This is a genomic window from Hydrogenimonas urashimensis (assembly GCF_016593255.1).
In the GTDB taxonomy this organism is placed as follows: Bacteria; Campylobacterota; Campylobacteria; order Campylobacterales; family Hydrogenimonadaceae; genus Hydrogenimonas; species Hydrogenimonas urashimensis.
The window spans coordinates 1,603,753-1,625,070 of sequence record NZ_AP023212.1 but is presented as its reverse complement, the minus strand read 5'-3'; the positions used below and the strand labels follow the sequence as shown (position 1 = coordinate 1,625,070).

At 54.4% G+C, this 21,318-nt stretch carries 21 protein-coding genes; 10 read left to right on the top strand and 11 right to left on the bottom strand.

Annotated features, from left to right (window positions below):
* Positions 1-6 precede the first annotated feature (6 nt).
* Together JMG82_RS08330 and JMG82_RS08325 are read left to right on the top strand one after the other, a co-directional pair.
* Positions 7-1,806: a CAP domain-containing protein gene (locus tag JMG82_RS08330; protein ID WP_201352263.1), complete on the top strand. Its 1,800-nt coding sequence runs from the start codon at positions 7-9 to the stop codon at positions 1,804-1,806.
* A 26-nt stretch (positions 1,807-1,832) separates the two neighbouring features.
* A complete protein-coding gene (locus JMG82_RS08325) occupies positions 1,833-2,093 on the top strand; it encodes a hypothetical protein (protein WP_201352261.1) in 261 nt (86 codons plus the stop codon).
* Between the two features lie 129 nt (positions 2,094-2,222).
* On the opposite strand, the gene JMG82_RS08320 is transcribed toward JMG82_RS08325, so the two are convergent.
* Positions 2,223-3,260 (bottom strand): YeiH family protein, encoded by a 1,038-nt coding sequence (locus JMG82_RS08320; protein ID WP_201352259.1) that lies wholly within the window; start codon positions 3,258-3,260, stop codon positions 2,223-2,225.
* Positions 3,261-3,437: 177 nt separating this feature from the next.
* Between JMG82_RS08320 and JMG82_RS08315 the strand changes: the two genes are divergently transcribed.
* Positions 3,438-4,340, top strand: a complete 903-nt coding sequence (locus JMG82_RS08315) for a LysR substrate-binding domain-containing protein (RefSeq protein ID WP_201352256.1) — start codon at positions 3,438-3,440, stop codon at positions 4,338-4,340.
* Between the two features lie 36 nt (positions 4,341-4,376).
* On the opposite strand, the gene mobA is transcribed toward JMG82_RS08315, so the two are convergent.
* The 3 genes from mobA to JMG82_RS08300 are packed head-to-tail and all read right to left on the bottom strand — an operon-like array spanning position 4,377 to position 7,850.
* Positions 4,377-4,946 carry a molybdenum cofactor guanylyltransferase MobA gene (gene mobA, locus JMG82_RS08310; RefSeq protein ID WP_201352255.1) on the bottom strand — a complete coding sequence of 190 codons (570 nt, stop codon included), beginning with the start codon at positions 4,944-4,946 and terminating at the stop codon, positions 4,377-4,379.
* Positions 4,947-6,212 carry a 3-isopropylmalate dehydratase large subunit gene (gene leuC / locus JMG82_RS08305; protein ID WP_201352254.1) on the bottom strand — a complete coding sequence of 422 codons (1,266 nt, stop codon included), beginning with the start codon at positions 6,210-6,212 and terminating at the stop codon, positions 4,947-4,949.
* A gap of 57 nt (positions 6,213-6,269) precedes the next feature.
* Positions 6,270-7,850 carry a methyl-accepting chemotaxis protein gene (locus JMG82_RS08300; protein ID WP_201352253.1) on the bottom strand — a complete coding sequence of 527 codons (1,581 nt, stop codon included), beginning with the start codon at positions 7,848-7,850 and terminating at the stop codon, positions 6,270-6,272.
* Positions 7,851-7,953: 103 nt separating this feature from the next.
* Here JMG82_RS08300 and JMG82_RS08295 point away from each other — a divergent pair, with 103 nt between their 5' ends.
* The 7 genes from JMG82_RS08295 to tpx all read left to right on the top strand — a co-directional run bounded on the left by JMG82_RS08295 (position 7,954) and on the right by tpx (position 13,895).
* Positions 7,954-9,279: an NFACT RNA binding domain-containing protein gene (locus JMG82_RS08295; RefSeq protein WP_201352251.1), complete on the top strand. Its 1,326-nt coding sequence runs from the start codon at positions 7,954-7,956 to the stop codon at positions 9,277-9,279.
* 64 nt (positions 9,280-9,343) lie between these two features.
* Positions 9,344-9,670 (top strand): hypothetical protein, encoded by a 327-nt coding sequence (locus tag JMG82_RS08290; protein WP_201352243.1) that lies wholly within the window; start codon positions 9,344-9,346, stop codon positions 9,668-9,670.
* A gap of 90 nt (positions 9,671-9,760) precedes the next feature.
* On the top strand, positions 9,761-10,528 hold the full coding sequence (locus JMG82_RS08285) for a phosphatidate cytidylyltransferase (protein ID WP_201352241.1): 768 nt from the start codon (positions 9,761-9,763) through the stop codon (positions 10,526-10,528).
* Between the two features lie 82 nt (positions 10,529-10,610).
* On the top strand, positions 10,611-11,681 hold the full coding sequence (gene dxr / locus JMG82_RS08280; protein ID WP_201352239.1) for a 1-deoxy-D-xylulose-5-phosphate reductoisomerase: 1,071 nt from the start codon (positions 10,611-10,613) through the stop codon (positions 11,679-11,681).
* Positions 11,668-12,246 carry an RBBP9/YdeN family alpha/beta hydrolase gene (locus JMG82_RS08275; RefSeq protein ID WP_201352238.1) on the top strand — a complete coding sequence of 193 codons (579 nt, stop codon included), beginning with the start codon at positions 11,668-11,670 and terminating at the stop codon, positions 12,244-12,246. Before dxr ends, JMG82_RS08275 begins: the two co-directional genes overlap by 14 nt.
* Positions 12,243-13,235 carry a tRNA (adenosine(37)-N6)-threonylcarbamoyltransferase complex transferase subunit TsaD gene (gene tsaD, locus JMG82_RS08270; RefSeq protein ID WP_201352232.1) on the top strand — a complete coding sequence of 331 codons (993 nt, stop codon included), beginning with the start codon at positions 12,243-12,245 and terminating at the stop codon, positions 13,233-13,235. Before JMG82_RS08275 ends, tsaD begins: the two co-directional genes overlap by 4 nt.
* Positions 13,236-13,376: 141 nt before the next feature.
* Positions 13,377-13,895 (top strand): thiol peroxidase, encoded by a 519-nt coding sequence (gene tpx / locus JMG82_RS08265; RefSeq protein WP_201352230.1) that lies wholly within the window; start codon positions 13,377-13,379, stop codon positions 13,893-13,895.
* A 120-nt stretch (positions 13,896-14,015) separates the two neighbouring features.
* Here the strand turns inward: tpx and JMG82_RS08260 are convergent, their stop codons facing one another.
* The 7 genes from JMG82_RS08260 to pyrG form a co-directional block, all read right to left on the bottom strand.
* Entirely contained in the window at positions 14,016-14,399 is a 384-nt protein-coding gene (locus JMG82_RS08260; protein ID WP_201352228.1) for a hypothetical protein, read from the bottom strand.
* A gap of 26 nt (positions 14,400-14,425) precedes the next feature.
* Positions 14,426-15,547: a hypothetical protein gene (locus JMG82_RS08255; RefSeq protein WP_201352226.1), complete on the bottom strand. Its 1,122-nt coding sequence runs from the start codon at positions 15,545-15,547 to the stop codon at positions 14,426-14,428.
* A 13-nt stretch (positions 15,548-15,560) separates the two neighbouring features.
* Positions 15,561-15,995 (bottom strand): protoporphyrinogen oxidase HemJ, encoded by a 435-nt coding sequence (gene hemJ / locus JMG82_RS08250; protein WP_201352223.1) that lies wholly within the window; start codon positions 15,993-15,995, stop codon positions 15,561-15,563.
* Between the two features lie 10 nt (positions 15,996-16,005).
* Entirely contained in the window at positions 16,006-16,323 is a 318-nt protein-coding gene (locus tag JMG82_RS08245; protein WP_236579119.1) for a hypothetical protein, read from the bottom strand.
* Between the two features lie 34 nt (positions 16,324-16,357).
* Positions 16,358-17,848 (bottom strand): NAD(P)/FAD-dependent oxidoreductase, encoded by a 1,491-nt coding sequence (locus tag JMG82_RS08240; protein WP_201352222.1) that lies wholly within the window; start codon positions 17,846-17,848, stop codon positions 16,358-16,360.
* A 73-nt stretch (positions 17,849-17,921) separates the two neighbouring features.
* A complete protein-coding gene (gene recJ, locus JMG82_RS08235) occupies positions 17,922-19,499 on the bottom strand; it encodes a single-stranded-DNA-specific exonuclease RecJ (protein WP_201352221.1) in 1,578 nt (525 codons plus the stop codon).
* Positions 19,492-21,126: a CTP synthase gene (gene pyrG / locus JMG82_RS08230; protein ID WP_201352220.1), complete on the bottom strand. Its 1,635-nt coding sequence runs from the start codon at positions 21,124-21,126 to the stop codon at positions 19,492-19,494. Before pyrG ends, recJ begins: the two co-directional genes overlap by 8 nt.
* Between the last annotated feature and the right edge of the window lie 192 nt (positions 21,127-21,318).

Below are 21,318 nucleotides of genomic sequence, written 5' to 3'. Positions count from 1 at the left end.
GTCGATTTGCGAGAACGACCGACTGTTTTGATTCTGATTTCGATGTTTTTGGCAGGATGCCTCGAAGCTTCCGGTCTCGATTACCTCAATAGACTGCGGACGGATGCAGGGCTTTTCCCGTTACGTCAGGAGAGACACCTCGATGCCGCCGCCCAGAACCACAGCGACTATATGAAGCGAAACAATCTCTCAGGCCATTACGAACAAAAGGGCGATAGCGGGTTCACCGGCGTATATCCGTGGGATCGAACGTTGCATGCCGGCTATGAAAGCCGCCTGGTCGGAGAAAATGTCTCCGCCGGACACGTCACGATCGAAGAATCGATTGACAGCCTTTTCTCGGCCATCTACCACCGTTTTGGTTTTCTGGCACTCACCATGGATGAAATCGGTATCGGATCCAACGGCGTATTCTACACCTACGACATGGGCAACCATTCCCTCAATCTCCTGTGCCAGAACGCATCCTTCGAGGGGTACGGTGCCTACTACACAGGGGTCTGCAGAGACGAGAACAAAAAAATCGGCGAAGAAGATTATCTATCCGCTCTCGAGAGTTTGAAAGAGAAAGTGCCCCGCGTTGTCATCTGGCCCGCCGCCGACGCCCAGGATATTCCGCCCGTATTTTACGAAGAGGATCCCGACCCGCTCCCCAAGCATAGTGTCACCGGCTATCCCGTCAGTATCGAGTTCAACGACAAAAAATTCTCCGAAACCCCGAAACTGACACACTTCTCCCTGCAAAACGAATCGGGTGCAGCAATGGAAACCCTCGTTCTCATGAGCTCGAACAACGATCCCAATCACGAATTTTCGGGTTACCAGTTCGCGCTTTTTCCCAAAAAACGTCTCGAATGGGGCAGCATCTACTACGCCGATGTCATCTATTCGGCCGTGGGGTCCGATTTTGAGAAACGGTGGTGTTTTTCGACCCGATCACTGGCGAAGCGTGCGGAACGGTTCTACCGCATCGAAAACGCCGATGCCCCGACGCTGGATGTGGTTTCGGGGAAAGCCTATGCCATCTACGTCGTGCCCAAAGACACAAATGACAAGCTGGGCTCTGTGAGCTATCACTATACGGCCCAAACCTCCTTCGATTACATCGACTCCAACACTTTTCTCGTGACATTGAAAGGAACGCCGGGTGAAACAGCCCAACTCAGCTTCTCCAATGGCCAGAAAATCACCCTCGTCATCGCCCAGGACGATACCGCAGTGGCACCGACTAGCGCGACATGCCCCGTAAGCGATACAAGCTTGAACGATGACACTTCCCCGTCCACTGACGAAGAGAGTGTATCGGCCCCATCATCGACAGATGGAAAGGGTGAAGCGACCTCGCCGTCTGAAAGCGAAGAGAAGCCAAACGGCGTCGGCAGCAGCGAGAACACGCAAAAGGGCGAAACACCCCAGATCGTGATCAGCCGTCAGGAGAGAAAAGAGGGTGATTTTTTACCCCTCGACTCCCCCCGATTGACAATCCAGGACAGTACCTACACCATTACAGCCGAAACGACTCGGGAGAACAGCTTCGAATACAGTGTCCGTCTCACGCAAAGTACAACGACCGTACATATCGACCCAAAGCGGGCCGAACTGAAGATTGACTACTCCAATGTGGGTCGTCTTATTCTGCCGGCTCTATCCGGCACCGAAATAATCGTTCGGCCCGACGGCACGCTCTCTATGGTGATGGAAGGGGCCGTGCTTCCCAAAACAGCGCTCCCGGCGGGCACGCAGTTGAATATTGAGGGGGATTCAATCAAAATGGTCGTACCCCTGCCGGATAGACTCGAATTTTAGGAGAAAAGATGCGATATACGATAAAAATGAAAAAAGTTTGCCTGGCCTGCACTATTTTGCTGCTCCTCTCCGCATGTGGAGGCGGGAGCAGCACCGGCACCGGCGATAGTGATAAAAAGAGCGCCGAGGTCGGCATCAAAGAGATGCAGACAGGTGTTGCCTACGTGCTTCACGAAGGTGACACCATTGTCAAAAAATCGGACAATACCGTCGTGCTTCTTGAAACGGATGCCCTGAGTGGGGAGACCACCGCTACGCTGCAATCGGGCAGTGCGACTATCGAATAAACCCCGCCCATGCCGAAAGCTTACGAGATACCGGTGTGGCTTTCTGAAACAGCCAGATGAAAAACCGTCGTTTCCGCACCACAACGAAAAAAGAAGAAAAGGGGCCGAAGCCCCGAAAGAGAACGATCTTTAGAAGATGGCGACCGCCGCTTTGGTGACGAAGTAGCCGACGACGATAAGCCACGCGAACATGACCAGTGCCAGTAGAATCGGCTTGATGCCTGCCTGTTTGAACTTGGCGGCGTTGGTCTCCATGCCCAGCGCTGTCATCGCCATCGTCAGCATGAAGGTGTCGACCTGGTTGATGCCCGAAACGATGGTCGCAGGAATGATGTTGAGAGAGTTGACGCCGCTCATGACGACGAACCAGACGGCGAACCAGGGGATCACCAGTTTCACACCGCCCGCTTCGCTGCCTTCTTTTCGTGCTTTGGCGGAGATCCAGAGGCCAAGGAGAATCAGCATCGGAGCGATCATCATGACACGGGTCATTTTGACAATGACCGCGGTATCGGAGGCTTCCGGTCCCACGGCACCGCCGGCGGCAACGACCTGGGCCACTTCATGCACCGTCCCGCCCACGTAGATGCCGTAGGTGCCCATATCCATTCCCAGAATGCCCGAGCGGAACATGATCGGGTAGAGGAACATGGCGATCGTACCGAAAAGAACGACGGTACCCACGGCAATGGCGCTTTTGTAGGGTTCGGCTTTGAGCACTGGCTCTGTGGCCAATACCGCCGCCGCACCGCAGACAGAGCTGCCCGAAGCGGTCAAAATGGCCGTATCGCGATCGAGTTTGAAAAACTTCATGCCAACCCAGGAGCCAAGCACAATGGTGGAAGTCAGCATGACCGTCGAAACGGTCAGGCCCGCCATGCCGACATCGGCAATCTGCTGGAACGTAATGCGGAACCCGTAGAAAATGATCGCCAAACGCAGCAGTTGCTTGGCGGAAAAGACGATACCTGCCACCCACTCTTCCGGCAGGTGGTTGCGCAGTGTGTTGGCGTAGAACATACCGATCAGAATACCGATGATCAACGGACTGATCGCCAGCTTTTTGATAAATTCGACTTCGGAAATCTGAATCGCCGCGATGGAAAAGAGGGCGACGAAAAGAATTCCGTTGAGAGTATAACGGATATTTTCCCTGGAAAACGCCATGACATTCCTTTCAAGTTGATTTATTTTCCTTATCAATAAGAATTATATTAATAAGAATTATTTGTAATTATACATAAACTCCTTATTATAAAGAAAATAAACAAAATATGATACAATTATCAATAATTTTGGTGATGGAACAGATCGATCCCTATTTTCATGACAGGAAGACAGAAGATGAAGATTACACTGCGTCAAATGGAGATATTTCTGGAAGTGGCTCAGGTGGGCCATTTGACCAAAGTGGCCGAAAAGATGGGCCTGAGCCAGTCCGCTGTCTCCATGTCCATCAAAGAACTCGAAAACATCATAGGCTACAAACTCTTTGACCGCATCAACAAGAAGCTGGCCCTCAACGAAAAGGGGCGCGCTTTTGCGGAAGCGATCGCTCCACTTGTGAGCAAACTCAACGACATCGAAGAGGAGTTCAAAAACGATGAAAACAATGGCGAATTGCTCATAGGTGTCAGTACCACGATAGCCGACTACCTGATACCTCCGATTATCTGCGACTACATGAAAACCTATCCGCAGGTCAAAATCAGTCTCAAAATCGGCAACACCAAAGAGATTGTGGAGATGATCGAAAACGGGAAGGTGGATATGGGATTTGTTGAAGGCAATGTCGATTCCACCGTCATCAAGCAAGAAGTCGTCGGACTCGACGAACTGATCGTCGTCACCGGTGACAAAGAGCTGGCGCAGAACGAAGAGGGCTACTACATCGACAAGCTGCTCGACAAACGGTGGATACTCCGGGAAGAGGGGTCCGGAACCCGTGAAGTCTTTTTGACGCATCTGGGAGATCTGGCGGCGCAAATCAATCTGTTTCTGGAGCTGCGACACCCCGAATCGATCAAAAATATGCTGATTCAAAGCGGCAAATGCCTCACCTGCCTTCCGAGAATCAGCGTCATGAAAGAGTTGGAACGGGGGGATCTTTTCGAAGTCAAAATCAAAAAACTGAAATTCGAACGGCAGTTTCTGCTCGTGTACCACAAAGACAAATACAAAACATCTCTGCTCAATAAATTCATCTATTTCACCCGGATGCAATTGGGGAAAATTCTCAAGCGGTGATTCGGCGTTGCTGCGGCGAAGGGGGTGGTTCGTGGCTCAGTGCCGAATCACCGCTTCGTACTGCTGCGGCGTATTGATATTGTAAAAAGGCTCTTCTTCCGAAAAATCCACAAAAAGGGTATCGGAATTTTTCAATAGATGGTTCAACCGATGGATGCCCTGTTCCATCATCTTCTTTAACTTCGGTATCATCTTCACGGTGTAGATACCGCACATCGGATGGATGCCGGACGGACTTCGGGCAATAACCGCATCCCTTTCCTCCCTCCGATACGCTTCGTAAATTTCGGCAATCTCTTTCTCTTCCACAAAAGGGGTATCGACACTGAGAACGAAAAAATCGGATTGCAGCCTTTCGAAAGCCGCCTGCAGCCCCAGAGTGGGAGCGTATAGGTCCTTTCCTTTATTATCCGGTATCAACGGGGCCTCGAAAGGAAATTTGTTCCCTTTGGCACTGATGTAAATGGTTGGGAAGCACACCGAGAGACGGCGGTATTGATACTCGGCAAGAGTGTCGTATCCGCCAAACGGCAGAAGCGCCTTGTCGCGTCCCATCCGGGAACTCTTCCCCCCGGCGAAGATGACGCAGGGAATTGGAAAACGCATTCAGATATCGCGGGGATCGACGATCTTGCCGGCGATGGCGCTGGCGGCGGCGACAGCCGAGTTGGCCAGATAGATCTCGCTGCTGCGCGCACCCATGCGGCCCACGAAGTTGCGGTTGGTCGTGGAGATACAGCGTTCGTTGTCGCCCAAAATTCCCATGTAACCGCCCAGGCAGGCGCCGCAGGTTGGGTTGGAAACAACCGCACCCGCGTCGATCAGCGTGTCGATGTAGCCGGCCTTTTCGGCGGCTTTGAGGATCTTCTGGGTCGCGGGGGTGACGATCATTCGGGTGTGGCGCGCCACCCTTTTGCCCCTGACGATCTCCGCGGCGATCTTGATGTCGCTGAGGCGGCCGTTGGTGCAGCTTCCGATAAAGACCTGATCGACCTTCAGGTCGTCGCGTACGGCCTGGCTGACCGGCTTGCCGTTGCTGGGCAGGTGCGGGTAGGCGATCACCGGCTCGAGCGCGGCCACGTCGATTTCGATCACCCGGGTGTAGGCGGCGTCGGCGTCGGAATAGTGGAATTTCGGTTCGCGCGCCAGCGGCTTGTCGGCGAGGAACGCTTCGGTCACTTCATCCACGGCGATGATGCCGCTTTTGGCCCCCGCTTCGATCGCCATGTTGCAGAGGCTGAAACGGTCGTCCATGCTCAGGTATTCGATGGTATCACCCGTGAACTCCAACGCCTTGTAGAGTGCGCCGTCGACGCCGATCATGCGGATGAGCTCCAAAATCAGGTCTTTGCCGTAGATGTGCTCGCCCGGCTTTCCGCTGAAGACCACTTTGATGCTTTCGGGCACCTTGAACCAGTTGCCACCGGTGATCATGGCAAACGCCAGGTCGGTCGATCCCATGCCGGTGCTGAAGGCGCCCAGCGCACCGTGGGTGCAGGTGTGGCTGTCAGCCCCGATGATGACGTCACCCGGGACCACGAGCCCCTTTTCGGGAAGCAGGGCGTGCTCGATCCCCATATCCTTTTCGTCGAAAAAGTGCTTGAGATCGTGTTTGTAGGCAAACTCACGGCTGATCTTCGCCTGGTTGGCGCTGGCGATATCCTTGGCCGGGATGAAGTGGTCCATCACGATCGAGAAACCGTCGGGGTTGGCCAGTTTTTGGGCACCGCTCTCCTCGAAGGCGCGGATGGAGATTGGGGTGGTGATGTCGTTGCCGATCACCATGTCGATCGGCACCCGGACGATCTCGCCCGCTTTCACCTCGCGGCCGGCATGGTCGGAAAAAATCTTTTCGGTAATGGTCATTCCCATGAAAATCCTTCTTCGGTGCACAGAGGGCACTGTAAATTGCCGCGATTATAGCAAAAGTCAGCTTTTGAAAGAGTCCAGAAGCCTTTTGAGTTCCATCGCCTTGGCTTCAAGCTCTTTTCCTATCGCGCGCATCCGCGCGGCCTCTTCGGCGTTGGCGGCCGAGAGGGTGTCGATGCGGTCGATACCCAAGAGGACCTCTTCGATCTTTCCGACGATCGTGCGGGTGCTCGCGAAGTTGGTATCGCTCAATGACGCCGTCTGTGAGAGCTGCGCCTCGAAGGTTTCGATAGCGGCCCTGGCCTCGTCGCTCTCCTTCAGAAGATTTTCGACATTTTCGGCGTTGCGCGACATCATGCTGCTCGCTTCGGTGACCGACTGCGTCACGACACCGATCGTGGCGTCGATCTCGGTGAGGCTCTTCTGGGTCCTTTCGGCCAGCTTTCGCACTTCGTCGGCGACGACGGCGAACCCCCTGCCGTGTTCGCCGGCACGCGCCGCTTCGATGGCGGCATTGAGTGCCAGCAGATTGGTCTGGTCGGCGATTTCGTAGATGAGGTGAAGCACTTCGGCGACCGAGGCGGTCTGGCTTTCGAGCTGCCTAAAGCGCTCCGCCAGGTCGTTTTCGATCTGCGCGGTCCGGGCGATCTGCCCGTTGATACCCCCGATCGCGTCGGCCACCGATTGCATCCGGCCCGCGACAGTGTCGATCTCCTCCTTGGTCCTTTGGCTCAATTGTAGCGAATCGTCCACCGTGCTTCGGATTTCATCGGCCAGCTCTTTCGTACGTCCTACCGCTTCGGATGTGGCGTGGGCGCTTTCGGTCACCCCGTCGATTTTCCTGGCGAGCATCGAAATTTTATAGAGGGTGGCATCGCCCGTCTCCTTCGCTTTGGCGACAAGTTTTTGGATCTTTTCGATGAAATGGTTCACAAAACGCCCGGCGATGCCGATCTCGTCGCTGGATCGTATCGGGAGACGCTTGGTCAGGTCCCCCTCCCCTTCGGCCAGATCCTTGGCCACCTCGTCGAGTTCCTGCACCGGCCCCAGGACACTCATCCCTGTTTTGTAGTTGATGAATGTCAGCAGCGCGATCATCGTCAGCCCAAGCAGCGTAAACCACAGCATGAAATTTTTTTGAATCGCATCGAAATAATCGGCTTTGTTGACACCCGGAACGATCCAGAGTCTCCAGGGCTCAATGTAGCGGTAGGCGGCGATTTTATGCTGTCCCGTCGCGGCGGAAGTATACTCGATAATCCCTCCCCTTCTGTCTTGGCGTATCCTGTCCACATAGCCGTGGCCGGCGAAATTTTTCCCCTCTTTTTTGTAGTGGACGACGAATGTGCCTTTTGCGTCCATCATATAGACATACCCGCTCCTGCCGATTTTGATGTTGTAAATCTGCTTTTTGAAATCGGGGTCCCTGTAGGCATCGGGTCTCTTCCGCGCGATATAGAGGGTCTCTTCATAAAGGGCGTCGGCGACCGAATTGATATCGGTGCGCATGATGGAATCGACATCTTTGACGGCGAGGTAGTATGCTACAATCACACTGATGAAGACGGCCAGGACCGAGAAGAGGAGATTGGCGATGAATTTGCTGCGAATGGTGTGAAGTGTGCAGGCGAATTTTGTCATGGGCTGATTGCTCCTTTTGTGTGTGACCGGATTAGGACATAAATATCGAATATTATAAGAAAATATTAACCCGACACGAAATCGGCAGGGGAATTGAAATATAATGAAATACTATCAGTTGAAAGCCGTGGCGGACTATCTGAAAAGATTCGGCCGCATCAGAAAAGCCGAGCGGATCGACGACAACGTCATCCGTCTTTTCTTCGACAGAGCCCATGCCATTGCCTTCGATCTTACGCGCGGCGGCGGCGATATCTTCGAGGCCTCCGATCTGCATGGTGCGCGAAGCTACCATGCGCCGTTTGATACGATGCTCAAAAAACGTTTCGGCGGTGCGAAGATTCTGGATGTCTCGATGGTGGGCGGTGACAGGATTCTTCGCATCGACGCGGTGCTCGAGGGTGCCTACAAAGCGCTCAAAAGTACGCTCCAGCTGGAGTTCACGGGCCGCCATACGAATGCGATCATTCTGGATGACAAAGGGAACGTGCTCGAAGCGCTGCGCCATGTCGACAGCGACGCCAGCTTCAGGGTCGTCAAACCCGGTGTGCCTCTCAAGCCCCTGCCGCCCTACGCCGGTCCCCGCAAAGAGGGGCATATAGACGATGTAAAGACCTGGCTAACAGCGCGCGCGGCCGAAAGGGCCCAAACGCGACTGGAGCGGCTGAAGGCACGCCATAGCCTCTCGCTCGAGAAGAAGATCGAACGCCTGAAGAAGGAGCTCGCGAAACTGCCCGACAAGGCGGCACTGGAGAAAAGAGCGGATGAGATGAAACAGAAGGGCGCCATCGTGCTCGCCCACCTGCACGAAATCAACCCCTACGACACGAAACTCGAGACTCTCGATTTCCAAGGCAACCCCGTCAGGATCGATCTGCCCGGGCTCCCCAACCCCAAAAGGATGGGCGAGCACTTCTACGCCCTCTCGAAGCGGGCGGCAAACAAGGCGGCCCGCCTGCATATCGAGGAGGAGAGTCTCAAGAGCCGGCTCGCTTTCTACGAAAGGTTGCGAGAAAATGTCCAAAAGGCCAAACGCGAAGAGGAGATATCGCTTCTCTTTCCGCCGCGTGTGCAGCGAAAAAAAAAGGAGGCCGGAGCGCAGTGTGAAATCTTCTGGATCGATAATTTCCGTGTCATGGTGGGTCGCAACGAGCGTGAGAATATCTGGGTTCTCAAACATGCCAGGGCATCAGACCTGTGGCTTCACCTCAAAGATCGTCCCTCCGCCCACTGCATCATCCAAAGCGGTGGGAAAAAGCAGATTCCCAGAGAGATCGTCGAAAAGGCGGCCAGGATCTGCGTGGAGACGAGTGTCATGCAGCCCGGCAACTATCCGGTGGATGTCACACAGCGCCGAAATGTCAAAATCGTCCATGGCGCCCATGTCAATTACGTCAATTACGATACAATAATGGTAAAGAAAATGTAAAGGACAAGCAGGCAGAGTCACCTCACAGGTTTTTTGACCTTTTCACCGGGTGAAAGGAGGCTTCTTGGCAATTTCACCGCTCACCAATATTATCTTCGTCAACCAGAATATGCAGGTGGCCGCATCGGTCCAGAATATGCAGTTCAACCGCTACGATATCCAGAATGTCGCAGCCCAGGCGATGGTCAACGAGAAAGAGAAGGTCATCGAGGAGACCCGGCCCGCCGAGGAGGCCGAAGCCATCGATCCGGACAAAGATCACGAGAGGCAGGAGGCGCGGGAACGGGAAAAAAAGCGCGAACACAACGCCCGCTTCAAACCAAAACCCCGCAAGGACAAAGGCTTCACCATCGACGACGAGGGAAATCCCCACGTCGATATCCGTGTCTGACCTCTCTTTCGGTCTTCACCTTTTTGCGCGTTTTAACCAAACTTCCGTTATACTAACTATCCTTCAAACCCGACAAAAGAGGGGTGTATCATGGGTTTTTTCTCCATCGTTTCCGAAAACAGGGCTCGTTTTCTCACCGGTGCTGTACTCATCGCCGTCGTCGTCTCCATCGGGCTGATCGACAACTTTTTTCTCATCTGGCTCTTTCTGGGCATCGTCTTTCTCTTCTCGTTCTACGAAGCGATGCGCCTTTTCGGTATCGAAAAAAACAATCAAATGTATGCCTACGCCATGCTGGTCTGGCTGCTGGCACTGGTCTATCCCAATCCGGACGATCTCTTTTTCCTGATCGCCGTCATCTTCGCCTCTTTGCTGGCCTATACCCAGGATTTCGACAAGCGACTTTTCCTTCCGTTCCTCTATCCGACGGCTTCGTTCCTGTTTCTATTGGCGCTTTACAAGGATTTCGGCGTCGATTCGCTGTTCTGGCTTCTTGTGGTGGTGGCACTGACCGACATTTTCGCCTTTTTCAGCGGCAAACTCTTCGGAAAGCGCCCCTTTTGCCCCACCTCCCCCAAAAAGACGGTTGAGGGTGTGGTCGGAGGGGTTCTGATCGCCACATTCGTCGGATTTTTCGCCGGCAGTCTTCTGGTCGACTGGCCCCAGGCCCTGCTGATCTCTCTTGGAACGTCGATCGCTTCCGTCTTCGGCGACCTTTTCGAAAGCTACCTCAAACGTCAGGCCAATGTCAAAGACAGCGGCGACCTTCTCCCCGGTCACGGCGGCATGCTCGACCGCGTGGACGGCTATCTCTTCGGCGGTATCATGATGGTGCTGCTGTTGAGAGGACTTTTGTAATGCACAAAGTCGTCCCTCGTCCCTCGTCTCTCGTTCGAGAACCAGTCCCTCTTTTGCTGCCCACTGCTTCCCAGGAGGATCAATGATCCTCCTGGGAAGCACCGGTTCCATCGGCGTCAATACGCTGGCAGTGGCCGAACGTTTCAATATCCGCGTCGAAGCACTGGCGGCCGGCTACAACATTACACTGCTCAAGGAGCAGATCCAAAAATTCCAGCCCTGCTTCGTCAGTGTCGCGACCGAAGCGCTGGCCAGGCAGATCGACCATCCGCGCGTCTTCTGGGGGGAAGAGGGGATATTGAAGCTGATCCGTGCCGGCCAGTCGGCCGTCGTGGTCAATGCGCTGGTCGGTTTTTTGGGGCTCCGCCCGACGGTGACGGCGATCGAGGAGGGCAAGAGGGTGGCGCTGGCCAACAAGGAGTCGCTCGTGGCCGCCGGCGCCTTCATCGACCCCAGGGCGCTGCGGCCGATCGACAGCGAACATTTCGGCCTCTGGTATCTGCTGAACGGCCGCACCCCGAAAAGAATGGTCATCACCGCCAGCGGCGGCGCCTTTCGCGACCGTCCGATCGAGACGATCGAAAACGCCACCCTCGAAGAGGCGCTCGATCATCCCAACTGGTCGATGGGGGCCAAAATCACGATCGACAGCGCGACGATGACCAACAAACTTTTCGAGCTGCTCGAAGCACGCTGGCTCTACGGGTGCGAGAATGTCGACGCCGTCATCGAGCCCAAGTCGGTCGTGCACGCGATGGTGGAGTTCGTCGACGGTGCGACGACGGCGCAGATGGCCCATCCCGATATGAAACTTCCGATCGCCTACGCCCTGATGGATCGCGTCGACGTACCGGTGCTCGAGCCGGTGGATCTGCTCTCCGTCGGCTCGCTGGAGTTTCGCCCGATCGATGCGGCGCGCTATCCGATCTGGGCGATCAAGGAAGATCTTCTGGCCCACCCCAGGCGCGGTGTGGTGGTGAATGCCGCCAACGAAGCGGCGATCGGGAAGTTTCTGGCCAAAGAGATGCCCTTCGGCGGCATTGCCCGCCTCGTGATCGATGCGTACAAACATTTTGGGCACCGCGAGCCCGCGAACCTCGACGAAGTCTTCGCGATCGACGACGAGGTGAGGAGATGGTGTGAAACGCGATAAGACCCTGCTGCTGCACGGCTGGGGCGGCAGTGACTGGCCGCACTGGCAGAGCTGGCTCGCCGCGGAGTTGGCCAAAGACTATGGCACCGTGAGCTTTCCGCTGATCCAGCATCCGCACTATCCGCATCTCAACCGATGGAAAAGGGAGGTGCGCGCCCATTTGAGAGATTTCAGGCCCACGACCGTCATCTGCCACTCTCTGGCCAACACCCTCTGGTTTCATCTGTGCAACGATGCCGAAAGCGAGCCGATCGAAACGGTCGAAAAACTGATCCTCGTCGCCCCGCCGAGCCTAACTTGCCAGATCGAGACGATCAAAAGCTTCTTTCCGGTGGAAGCCCCGGAAAACCTGCATGCCGAATGCGCGACGTTGGTCGTCTCGACCGACGATCCCTATATGACGCTCGAAGAGGCGTGGAGGCTGCAGGAGAGGCTGAAGATCCCGATGAAGGTGATCGAGCGCGCCGGCCACATCAACGCCGACAGCGGCTACGGCCCGTGGCCCTGGATGCTCGAATATCTCAAAAGCGGGGCAATCTGCCCAAAAGAAGGCGAGGCGCAATGATTCTGAGTATCGAAAGCAGCTGCGACGACAGCGCGATCGCCGTCACCGAGATCGATACAAAAAGGCTCCTGTTCCATCGCAAGATCTCCCAGGAAGCTGCGCATGCGCAATATGGCGGTGTCGTACCCGAACTCGCCAGCCGCCTCCATGCCGTGGATCTTCCCCGGCTGCTGGGGGAGGCCAAACCCTATCTCGACGACCTGCGCGCCGTCGCCGTCACCAATGCGCCGGGACTCTCCGTAACACTTCTTGAAGGGGTCGCGATGGCCCAGGCCCTCTCCATCGCCAAAGGAATTCCCATCATTGCCGTCAACCATCTCAAAGCCCACATATACTCCCTCTTTATCGAAAAGGAGGCACGATTTCCGATGCTGGTGCTTCTGATTTCCGGCGGCCACACGATGGTGCTCGATGTGCGGGGTTTCGACAATATCACGATTCTCGCCACGACGATGGACGACAGTTTCGGGGAGAGTTTCGACAAAACGGCCAAAATGATGGGGCTTGGCTATCCGGGCGGCCCTGTCATCGAGAAACTCGCACAAAAAGGCGATCCGGAGCGGTTCACGCTGCCGATACCTCTTCTCCACTCTCCCAAAATCGCCTTCAGCTATTCGGGTATCAAGAACGCCGTGCGTCTGCTTGTCGAGGCAAACAAACCTCTCGATGAGCAGACAAAAGCCGATATCGCCGCAGCCTTCCAAAAAGCGGCCATCACCCATCTGCTGCATAAAACCAAAAAGATATTCCAACAGACAAATCCCCGGGATTTTGCCATCGTCGGCGGCGCAAGCGCCAATACGGCGGTCAGGGAGGCTTTCGCCAATCTCTGTGCCGAGTTCGGAGCCACCCTCCACCTGGCCGAGCTGCAATACTGCTCGGACAATGCCGCCATGGTCGGCCGATGCGGCATCGACGCCTTTTTTCTGGAACGCTTCAGTGACGCACTGAGTATCGAAGTTTCTCCAAGAACCGATAAGATTTTTTAATTCGGCTGAACCTTTACAAAAACCTTAAAACTAAACTTTTTTAATTAAGAGTTTTTTTATCCTATTCCTGTACAATTTCCTCAGTCGCAAAAAATATGCGAAACAAACAATGCTAACAAACCACAATAAAAGGATAAACCCATGGCAACAACCAAACTCAAGGGCAACGAAGTCAAACTGGCGGGCAACGAAGTCAATGTCGGAGACAAAGCTCCGGAAGTGACTGTCGTAAACTCTGAAGGTCTTGCGGACAAGAAAGTCGGCGGCGCACAAGGCAAGGTACAGCTTCTTGTCGTCGTCCCCTCCCTCGACACTCCGGTCTGCGCGGCTGAAACCCGCAAATTCAACGAAAAAGCCGCGCAGCTCGAGGGCGTCGACACGACGGTCATCTCCATGGACCTTCCCTTCGCAGCCGGTCGCTTCTGCTCTGCCGAAGGTATCGAAAACCTGACAGTCGCCTCCGACTTCCGAAACAAAGATTTCGCGAACGCCTACGGTGTGCTCATCGCGGAAGGTCCGCTTGCAGGTGTCACCGCACGCGCCATTTTCGTCGTCGACAAAGACGGCACGATCGTCTACAAGCAGCTCGTACCGGAAATCACCGAAGAGCCGAATTACGAAGAGGCTCTGGAAGCCGCGAAAGCCGCTGCCAGCAAGTAAAAACAGATCGGCTGACTGCTACATTCAGGGGAATACAAGGCGGGCCTTCGGGTCCGCCTTTTTTTATGCCGTCTGCGTGGGCAATCCCGGAAATTCTGGGTACAACAACAAAGATGGATACTACTTCCACACCACGGCATTGCCGTCGAAATAGAGTTCGATACGCTCCTTTGTGTGAACCACCTGGAAGTGCATATTGTCCACAGCGAAGTACCTGTATCCGTTGGACTCCGCATAGGTTTTTGACGCCTGCAGCGCCTCTTTGATCATCTCGGTCTTCATCTCTCCGACCCACTCCTGAATCTCTTTTTTCTCTTTGTAAAGATAGAGGTTGCCGGCCCAGGTTCCATAGTGCAGCGGATACCCGTCTCTTTTGTCGAAGTCGATCTTTACCGGGATTTGGCCGAAATAAGCGCCCATACGCAATGCCTCCTTCTGGGCCGCGAAAGCCGTGACACCCGCTAGAACACATGCCAGCACCATCCCTCTCATATATTTTTTCACACCTGTTTCCTTTCTGTTGAAATCGATCAGCCCTGATAGAAGTTGAGCACCATCTTCTGCATGATGGTGATAAGCCGCGTCTGCTGTAGCGCGATATAGTTTTCGATCTTCTGCTTGAAAAAATGGTTGGGATAGATGGAGAAAATCAACTGATTGGCCTTGCGATAGCGCAGAATCGCGGATATTCGGAAATGGGTTTTGCGTCTCTCCCTCTCCGGAAGGTCGAAGGAGATCACCACGTGCTTCTCGTCCCCTTCGAAGCAGAAGTCGGCCATCTCCCTATCATCCAAACGGATAGCCAGCGAATTGACCGCCAGAGAGTGGATGCTGCCAACGATCTCCTCCCCATTGGCACATTCGATGAAAACTTCAATCGTTTCATCGGGCATGACGCGGATATTTTCTCTGTCTACGGGCGATTTGTCGATGAATCGCAGATTTGTCAACACCACTTCGGCACGATTGGGCACGGCATTGGCCACATCCGCTTTGACCGTATCGGGCAACAGAGGGTGCTTGAAGAATGTGAAGGGCTCGTTTTTCAAAAAGGCGGCCCTGGCGAGAGTTGTTTTGATACGCAGGATGCCGTTTTTGTAGGAGAGGACCTTTACCTCTTCGCTCAATGGCATGCCGTTGTAGAAGTTGTAGAGCGTTATCCTTCGGTTGTCGGCGAAAAAGTTGGAGAAAATCTGCTCCTCGCCCCCTTCGCTGCAAAAGTCGTAGGTTCGTGTCCCGTAGCAAAGCCTGCCCTCTTCACCCACTTTGGACTGCTCCAGATAGCGCCGAATCCGGTGCATCAGACTCTCGTAATCATCCTCTTTGTCGATGATCGTCAACGCGCCGTAGGCAATTTCCACGTCATGGGATCGGCGAAGGGTCTCCTGGATGTTTTTGACCACCTGAACGCACCGGTGCAGATGCATATCCTTCATGAAAGTCATCATCGTACCGTCTTCACACAGCTCAAGCGAAGAGAAATCGGTATTTTCCTGCACTATCATAACCGCTTTTTCGAGCGTCTCCTCACTCATTTTGGCCGGATCGAAAGCGAAACAGAGCATGGCGAGCGAAATGTCGCTCTTTTTCACAAACCGTATGTGCGCCTTGACGATACCTCTTTGAACCACCTCCCTTTCGATTTTTTCCATGCCGTATCCCTGTTTACACAGGTTTGATAACCACCATGATGACGATGATGATCATCAGAAGTGTCGGGACTTCATTGTACGCCCGGAAAAACTTTCCGCTTTTGCTGCATTCACCCTTCTGAAGCCGTGCCATGAACCATCCCAGTGAGAAGTGGTAGGCGACCAGCAGCGCCGCGGCGACAAGCTTGACCCAGAGCCAGATACCGCTTTGGAAAAGCCCCGGATTGAGCCAGATCATCGCGCCTCCGCTAAGCAGGGTCGCCCACATGGCAGGCACGCCGATAAAGTGGTAGAGTTTTCCCTCTTGTATCTTGACCACATCCACAAATCCCCGGTTGTCAGCATGTTCCTGGTGGTAGACATAGAGCCTGGGTTGATAGAAAAGCATCGCCATCCAGCTCATGAAACTCATCACGTGAAACGCCAGTATCCAAGTATAATATTCCAATAGAGCATCCTTATTTGAAAAGTTTCATTATACCGCGTATGGCCAACCGGCCAACAAGAAAAAAAAGATACACCGATACCGTAATGTAAAGGGGGTGCAAGGGCCCCAGCGGGCTTTTTGGAAGAGCTTCGATGTGCGCGATCGGATGATCGACCCACTCCTTGAAATGCATTCCTATGGCAAGAATAAAAAAAATCGCCACAAATAGAGTCAACTCTTTTTTCACAACAGACATCTTCAATACCCCGTTGGCATCCGCTTGGTTTATAAAATGGTAGCAAAAAGTGGTCCAAAAGGAGAAAAAATATGAAGAAAACAGAAAAAACATGCGGACTCCGCGCAGGAGTCCGCCAAAAAGCCTCTTACATGAGGCCGCGCATCATCAGCTGCCAGTACATCGGCTTGAGCATGTAAAGGTCGAATGCCCACCATATCCATCTTGGAACGGTAGGATCGAGCGGGAATGAGGGGGCCGGTCCATCATAATTGAACTCGGCAAGCATGATTTTGCCGTATTGGGTTTTCAGGGGGCAAACCGTATACCCGTCGAACTTGGCGGTCGGTTCCTTCCCTTCCATTACCGCAATGAGGTTGTCCTGGAGTATGGGTCCGTGATGGCGTGCGGATCCTCCGGTTTTGCCTTTGGGTATCCCCAAAATATCGCCGATACCAAAGACATTTTTGTACTTCATGTGCTGCAGAGTGTATCGGTCGCAGGCGAGCCATCCTTTCGCAGTACCCTTTTGCCATCCAAGAGGGGAGTTGGCAACAGCGTCAACCGCTTTCATCGGCGGGACGACATGGATAAAGTCATACGGCATCTCAACCATTTCGGTTTTCGTTGTCATCTCATACTCTTCCAGATCGGGATCCCATTTGCCTTTGATCTGATACGTATGCTCGAATGTCGCGACCTTCTTGTCGGCATCGATCTTGCGCAGAACATGGTTCCACTTGTCGGTGATGTTGCCGTACATCGGAGTCACCTCTTCGACAAGTGTCTTGTTGTATCCCGGGAGACCGAAGAGTTTGGTGCCTTTTTTGCAGAAATAGGATTTGACATTGTTATGAACATCCGCACCTCCGACCGGACCGTTGCCGCGAAGGAAGTCGTCACTGAGATAGAGAATTTTCTGTGGTGCACCGCCGCACTTGATGGGGGTATCGGGTTGGGTGTAGATGGCAGTGATGGGATTGTCCGGACTCGCTTTCTCCGCCGCCGCGCGCAGTTGCTTGAACCATTCCCATGTAGCGACGCCCCCTTTGGCCGTACCGGCTTTCGGATTGTTCAGATAGACACTGGAAATTCCTTTCTGGCCCACCAGGTCAGCAGACATCCCTTCGATTCTTTCGTAATCGTACTGCAGACCCGTTCCCACGACCAGGAAATCGTAGTTGATTTTTCCGTTCTGTGCCGTTTCGACGAGATTGTTGTCAGGATCGAATGCCTTGACCTCGTCTTTGACCCACTTGACGCCATCGGGCATCAGATCGGCATTGGGTTTTTTGATGTCCTCTTCCGTATAGAGGCCTGCCGCCATGAAAACCTGACCCGGCTGATAGAGGTGAATGTCGTTGGGGGCAATCACCGTGATTTCCGCATTGGAAGCGGCTCTTCGCAAACGGGCGGCCGCCATAATACCACCGGCGCCACCCCCGACGATAACTATTTTCGCCTTCTTGTCGCTCCCTGCCGCCTGTGCATCCGTAGCGGCCATGGCCGGGGCACGCCCGAGCATCGTCGCACCGGCGCCAAGACCCATCAGTTTCAGGGCGTCCCGGCGACTCATGCCCTCCTTCTTCATCAGCTCCGAAATCACCTCTTCGCTGTGTTTAAGAATTTTCTTATCCATTATGCATCTCCTCTCAATTTTGCGAATGGCACTATTATAGTGTCATGAAGGTAAAAAATATCTTATTAAATCATCAATAAATTTGATAAACCATCATTTGAATCGATTTTTTATTATTGAATTCATTGATCTGCAGCGTCCCCGAAAGGGTGATGCGATCTCCCGGTTTCACAGGTTTCACATATCCGAACTGAATCGCATGAAGGCCGATATCGCCATCTTTGAGAAAAAGCTTTAGATGCTTCTTTTCGGCACCCACCGATTTCGCTTCCGCCACCTCAACGTTGCTCAGCAGGAATCTGGGACGCTGGTTCGCCTCGCCGTAAGGCTCGTACCGCTGAAGAATTTCCATCAACTCCCAGTCGATCTCACCCATCGGAAGCTCACCCAGCAGATGCTCTTTGGGTGTAAAAAGAGCGGGGTCCAGTTTTGAAGCCTCTTCGCAGACAGCGGCGCGGAACGCTTCGAGATTGTCTGCGTCCAGGGCAAGCCCCGCCGCCAACGGATGGCCTCCAAAACCCGTCAGGTAGTCACTGGAGCGTTTAAGAAGCGCGAAGAGGTCGACTTCGCCGATGCTGCGGCCACTCCCTTTCGCCCGTCCGTTCTCGACCGAAAGAACGATGGCCGGTTTTTTGAACCTGTCGACAAGCCGCGATGCGACGATGCCGACAATCCCTTCGTGCCAGCCCTCCTGCGCCACAACGATGACGGAGTCGTCCGGATTGGCCATGGCGACCGCCGCTTCCGTCATCCGCGCCTCCTCCTGGCGGCGCATCCGGTTCAGCGAATCGAGCGCAAGCCACTCTCTGCTCGCCTCCTCGAGCGTACTGGCCCGCAAAAACCTCAAGGCGATGGACGCATCCTCCATCCGGCCGGCGCTGTTGATTCTCGGCGCGATGCCGTAACCGATATCCTCCGCACTGAAGTTCTGTTTTCCAAGATAGGAGCGTACCGCCACGAACGCGGGACGGGAAGAGGTAGAAAGCATGGCAAGCCCCTTGCGTACGAGCGGCCGGTTGATCGAAGTCAGCGGCATCACGTCGGCGACGATCGCGAGTGCCAGAAGATCGAGGAAACGGCCCATTTTAATAGCGAGCCCCAGTCGCTGTTTCAGAGCACCGATCAAAAACCACGCCACCTGGGCCCCGCAGATTTCCGGATAGGCAAAGGAGCAACTCTCTTTCTTGGGATTGACGATGGCATAGGCATTAGGAAGCGTATCGGAAGGGGTATGGTGGTCGGTAATTATCAGATCGATCCCGCGTGCCCTGCACACTTCCGCCGCTTCGATGGCGGCGATGCCGTTATCGACCGTGATGACGACATCGGCATCGAGACGGTCGAGAATCTCCGCAGAGACTCCGTAGCCGTCGGTAAACCGGTTTGGGATGAGAATCTCGACGGGATAATCGATAATCTGAAAAAACTCCGCCATCAATGCCGAAGAGACGACACCGTCCACATCATAATCGCCGACGACCGCGATACGCTCATTGCCGCGAATCGCGGATACGATCCGGTCGGCGGCACGATCCATATCGTGCAGCGCAAAGGGATCGGGAAGGTCCCTCAGCTCCTTGATGCCGTCTTCAAAACGTGCGGCGAGGAGCGCTTCGACCTTCGCTTTGGTGAGCCGGGGGAGTTTACTCATTCTCTGCGTTTTTCGCCGTCAATGCCGCCTTTGCAAACGCGAGAATAGAGGGGTTGGGGTTCTGCAGGCGCGAGGTGAATTCGGGATGGAACTGCACACCGAGAAACCAGGGATGATCTTTCACTTCGACCGCTTCGATCAGGCCGTTGGACTCTCCCGACACGACCATGCCGGCTTTTTCCAGTCTGTTTCGATACGCCGGGTTCGCTTCGTAGCGGTGACGGTGCCGCTCGTAGATGATCTTTTTGCCCCCGTAGGCTTCGAACAGTTTCGTTCCCTCTTTGATTTCGCAGGGATACGCCCCCAGGCGCATCGTCCCACCCAGCGGGCTGGTATGGGTCCGCACCTGTTTCTGGCCCGCCTGGTCGATGAACTCGTCGATCAGATAGATCACCGGTTCCTTCGTCTCCGGATCGAACTCCACCGAATTGGCCTCTTCGATGCCCAAAACATTGCGGGCATATTCGATCAGGCTCAGCTGCATACCCAGACAGATGCCAAGATAGGGAATCCGGTTCTCGCGGGCATGGCGGATCGCCATCATTTTGCCCTCGACTCCGCGGACACCGAAGCCGCCGGCGACAAGAATGCCGTCCACTTCGCCGATCGTCTCTTCGATCCCCTTCTCTTCGATATCCTCGCTGTCGACCCAGTGGAGATTGATTTTCGTATCGAGGGCGGCGCCTGCATGGATCAAGGCCTCGGTCAGGGATTTGTAGGACTCCTTGAGCCCCAGATACTTTCCGACGAAGGCGATGGTGATCTCGTCGCGGGGCGCGATGATTCGCTTGACCAGAATATCCCACTCCTCCATGTTTGGTTCGGTATCGGTCAGGTGGAACCGCTTGATGAGCGGATGCATGATGCCGTCTTTGAGGAAATTGAGCGGTACCTGGTAAATCGTCGGCGCATCCATGCACTCGATAACACTGTCCATGTCGACATCGCAGCTGACGGCAATCTTCTTTCTCAGCTCTTTGGGAAGCGGCTTTTCGCACCGGGCGATGATCATGTGGGGCGTGATACCGATACGGCGAAGCTCCTGCACGCTGTGCTGGGTCGGCTTGGTCTTCAGCTCGCCGGCGGCTTTGATGTAGGGCACCAGCGTCACGTGGATGTTGATGACCCGTTCACTGCCCAGTTCGTGCTTGATCTGGCGGATCGTCTCCAGGAACGGAAGCCCTTCGATATCACCCACGGTGCCGCCCAGCTCCACGATCAGCACATCTTTGCCCTTACCCGCTTCGAAGATGCGCTGCTTCACTTCGCCCACGATATGGGGGATCACCTGGATCGTCTTGCCCAGATACTCCCCTTTGCGCTCCTTGGTCAAAACGGAGTGGTAGATCTGGCCCGTGGTGAAGTTGTTCTTCTTGCTCAGATCGACATTCAAAAACCTCTCGTAGTGCCCCAGATCCAGATCGGTCTCCGCCCCGTCGGCCGTGACGAATACCTCGCCATGTTCCAGAGGGCTCATGGTCCCCGGGTCCATGTTCAGGTAGGGGTCCATCTTCAAAATGGAGACATTCAGCCCCGTCTGCTTCAGCAGCGTCCCCACACTCGCCGCCGTGATGCCCTTGCCCAACGAGCTGAGAACACCGCCCGTTACAAAAATATATTTTGTCATAATCGCCTCGCCGTGAAAGATGTTGGACGAATTTTAGCAAAGAGGTGATAAAGGAGCGTTGAGTTTGGAGTGTCCGGCGGCAGAAATTTCAATCCGATGTTACGCAAAGCTTGAGCTGGACCTAAGCTTTGGCGGGGACTGGCCGTCCCAAAGATCTTTATGGCCTCCCCCTAAAGCTTCGAAATCTTTAGA

Excerpts from the sequence above, each read along its gene's own strand:
- dxr (WP_201352239.1), top strand. The coding sequence starts at position 10,611 with ATGATCCTCCTGGGAAGCACCGGTTCCATCGGCGTCAATACGCTGGCA.
- JMG82_RS08245 (WP_236579119.1), bottom strand. The coding sequence starts at position 16,323 with ATGTTTTTTCTGTTTTCTTCATATTTTTTCTCCTTTTGGACCACTTTT.
- JMG82_RS08320 (WP_201352259.1), bottom strand. The coding sequence starts at position 3,260 with ATGGCGTTTTCCAGGGAAAATATCCGTTATACTCTCAACGGAATTCTT.
- recJ (WP_201352221.1), bottom strand. The coding sequence starts at position 19,499 with ATGAGTAAACTCCCCCGGCTCACCAAAGCGAAGGTCGAAGCGCTCCTC.
- JMG82_RS08240 (WP_201352222.1), bottom strand. The coding sequence starts at position 17,848 with ATGGATAAGAAAATTCTTAAACACAGCGAAGAGGTGATTTCGGAGCTG.
- tpx (WP_201352230.1), top strand. The coding sequence starts at position 13,377 with ATGGCAACAACCAAACTCAAGGGCAACGAAGTCAAACTGGCGGGCAAC.
- JMG82_RS08255 (WP_201352226.1), bottom strand. The coding sequence starts at position 15,547 with ATGGAAAAAATCGAAAGGGAGGTGGTTCAAAGAGGTATCGTCAAGGCG.
- pyrG (WP_201352220.1), bottom strand. The coding sequence starts at position 21,126 with ATGACAAAATATATTTTTGTAACGGGCGGTGTTCTCAGCTCGTTGGGC.
- leuC (WP_201352254.1), bottom strand. The coding sequence starts at position 6,212 with ATGGGAATGACCATTACCGAAAAGATTTTTTCCGACCATGCCGGCCGC.
- JMG82_RS08325 (WP_201352261.1), top strand. The coding sequence starts at position 1,833 with ATGAAAAAAGTTTGCCTGGCCTGCACTATTTTGCTGCTCCTCTCCGCA.
- JMG82_RS08285 (WP_201352241.1), top strand. The coding sequence starts at position 9,761 with ATGGGTTTTTTCTCCATCGTTTCCGAAAACAGGGCTCGTTTTCTCACC.
- JMG82_RS08295 (WP_201352251.1), top strand. The coding sequence starts at position 7,954 with ATGAAATACTATCAGTTGAAAGCCGTGGCGGACTATCTGAAAAGATTC.
- JMG82_RS08315 (WP_201352256.1), top strand. The coding sequence starts at position 3,438 with ATGAAGATTACACTGCGTCAAATGGAGATATTTCTGGAAGTGGCTCAG.
- mobA (WP_201352255.1), bottom strand. The coding sequence starts at position 4,946 with ATGCGTTTTCCAATTCCCTGCGTCATCTTCGCCGGGGGGAAGAGTTCC.
- tsaD (WP_201352232.1), top strand. The coding sequence starts at position 12,243 with ATGATTCTGAGTATCGAAAGCAGCTGCGACGACAGCGCGATCGCCGTC.
- JMG82_RS08300 (WP_201352253.1), bottom strand. The coding sequence starts at position 7,850 with ATGACAAAATTCGCCTGCACACTTCACACCATTCGCAGCAAATTCATC.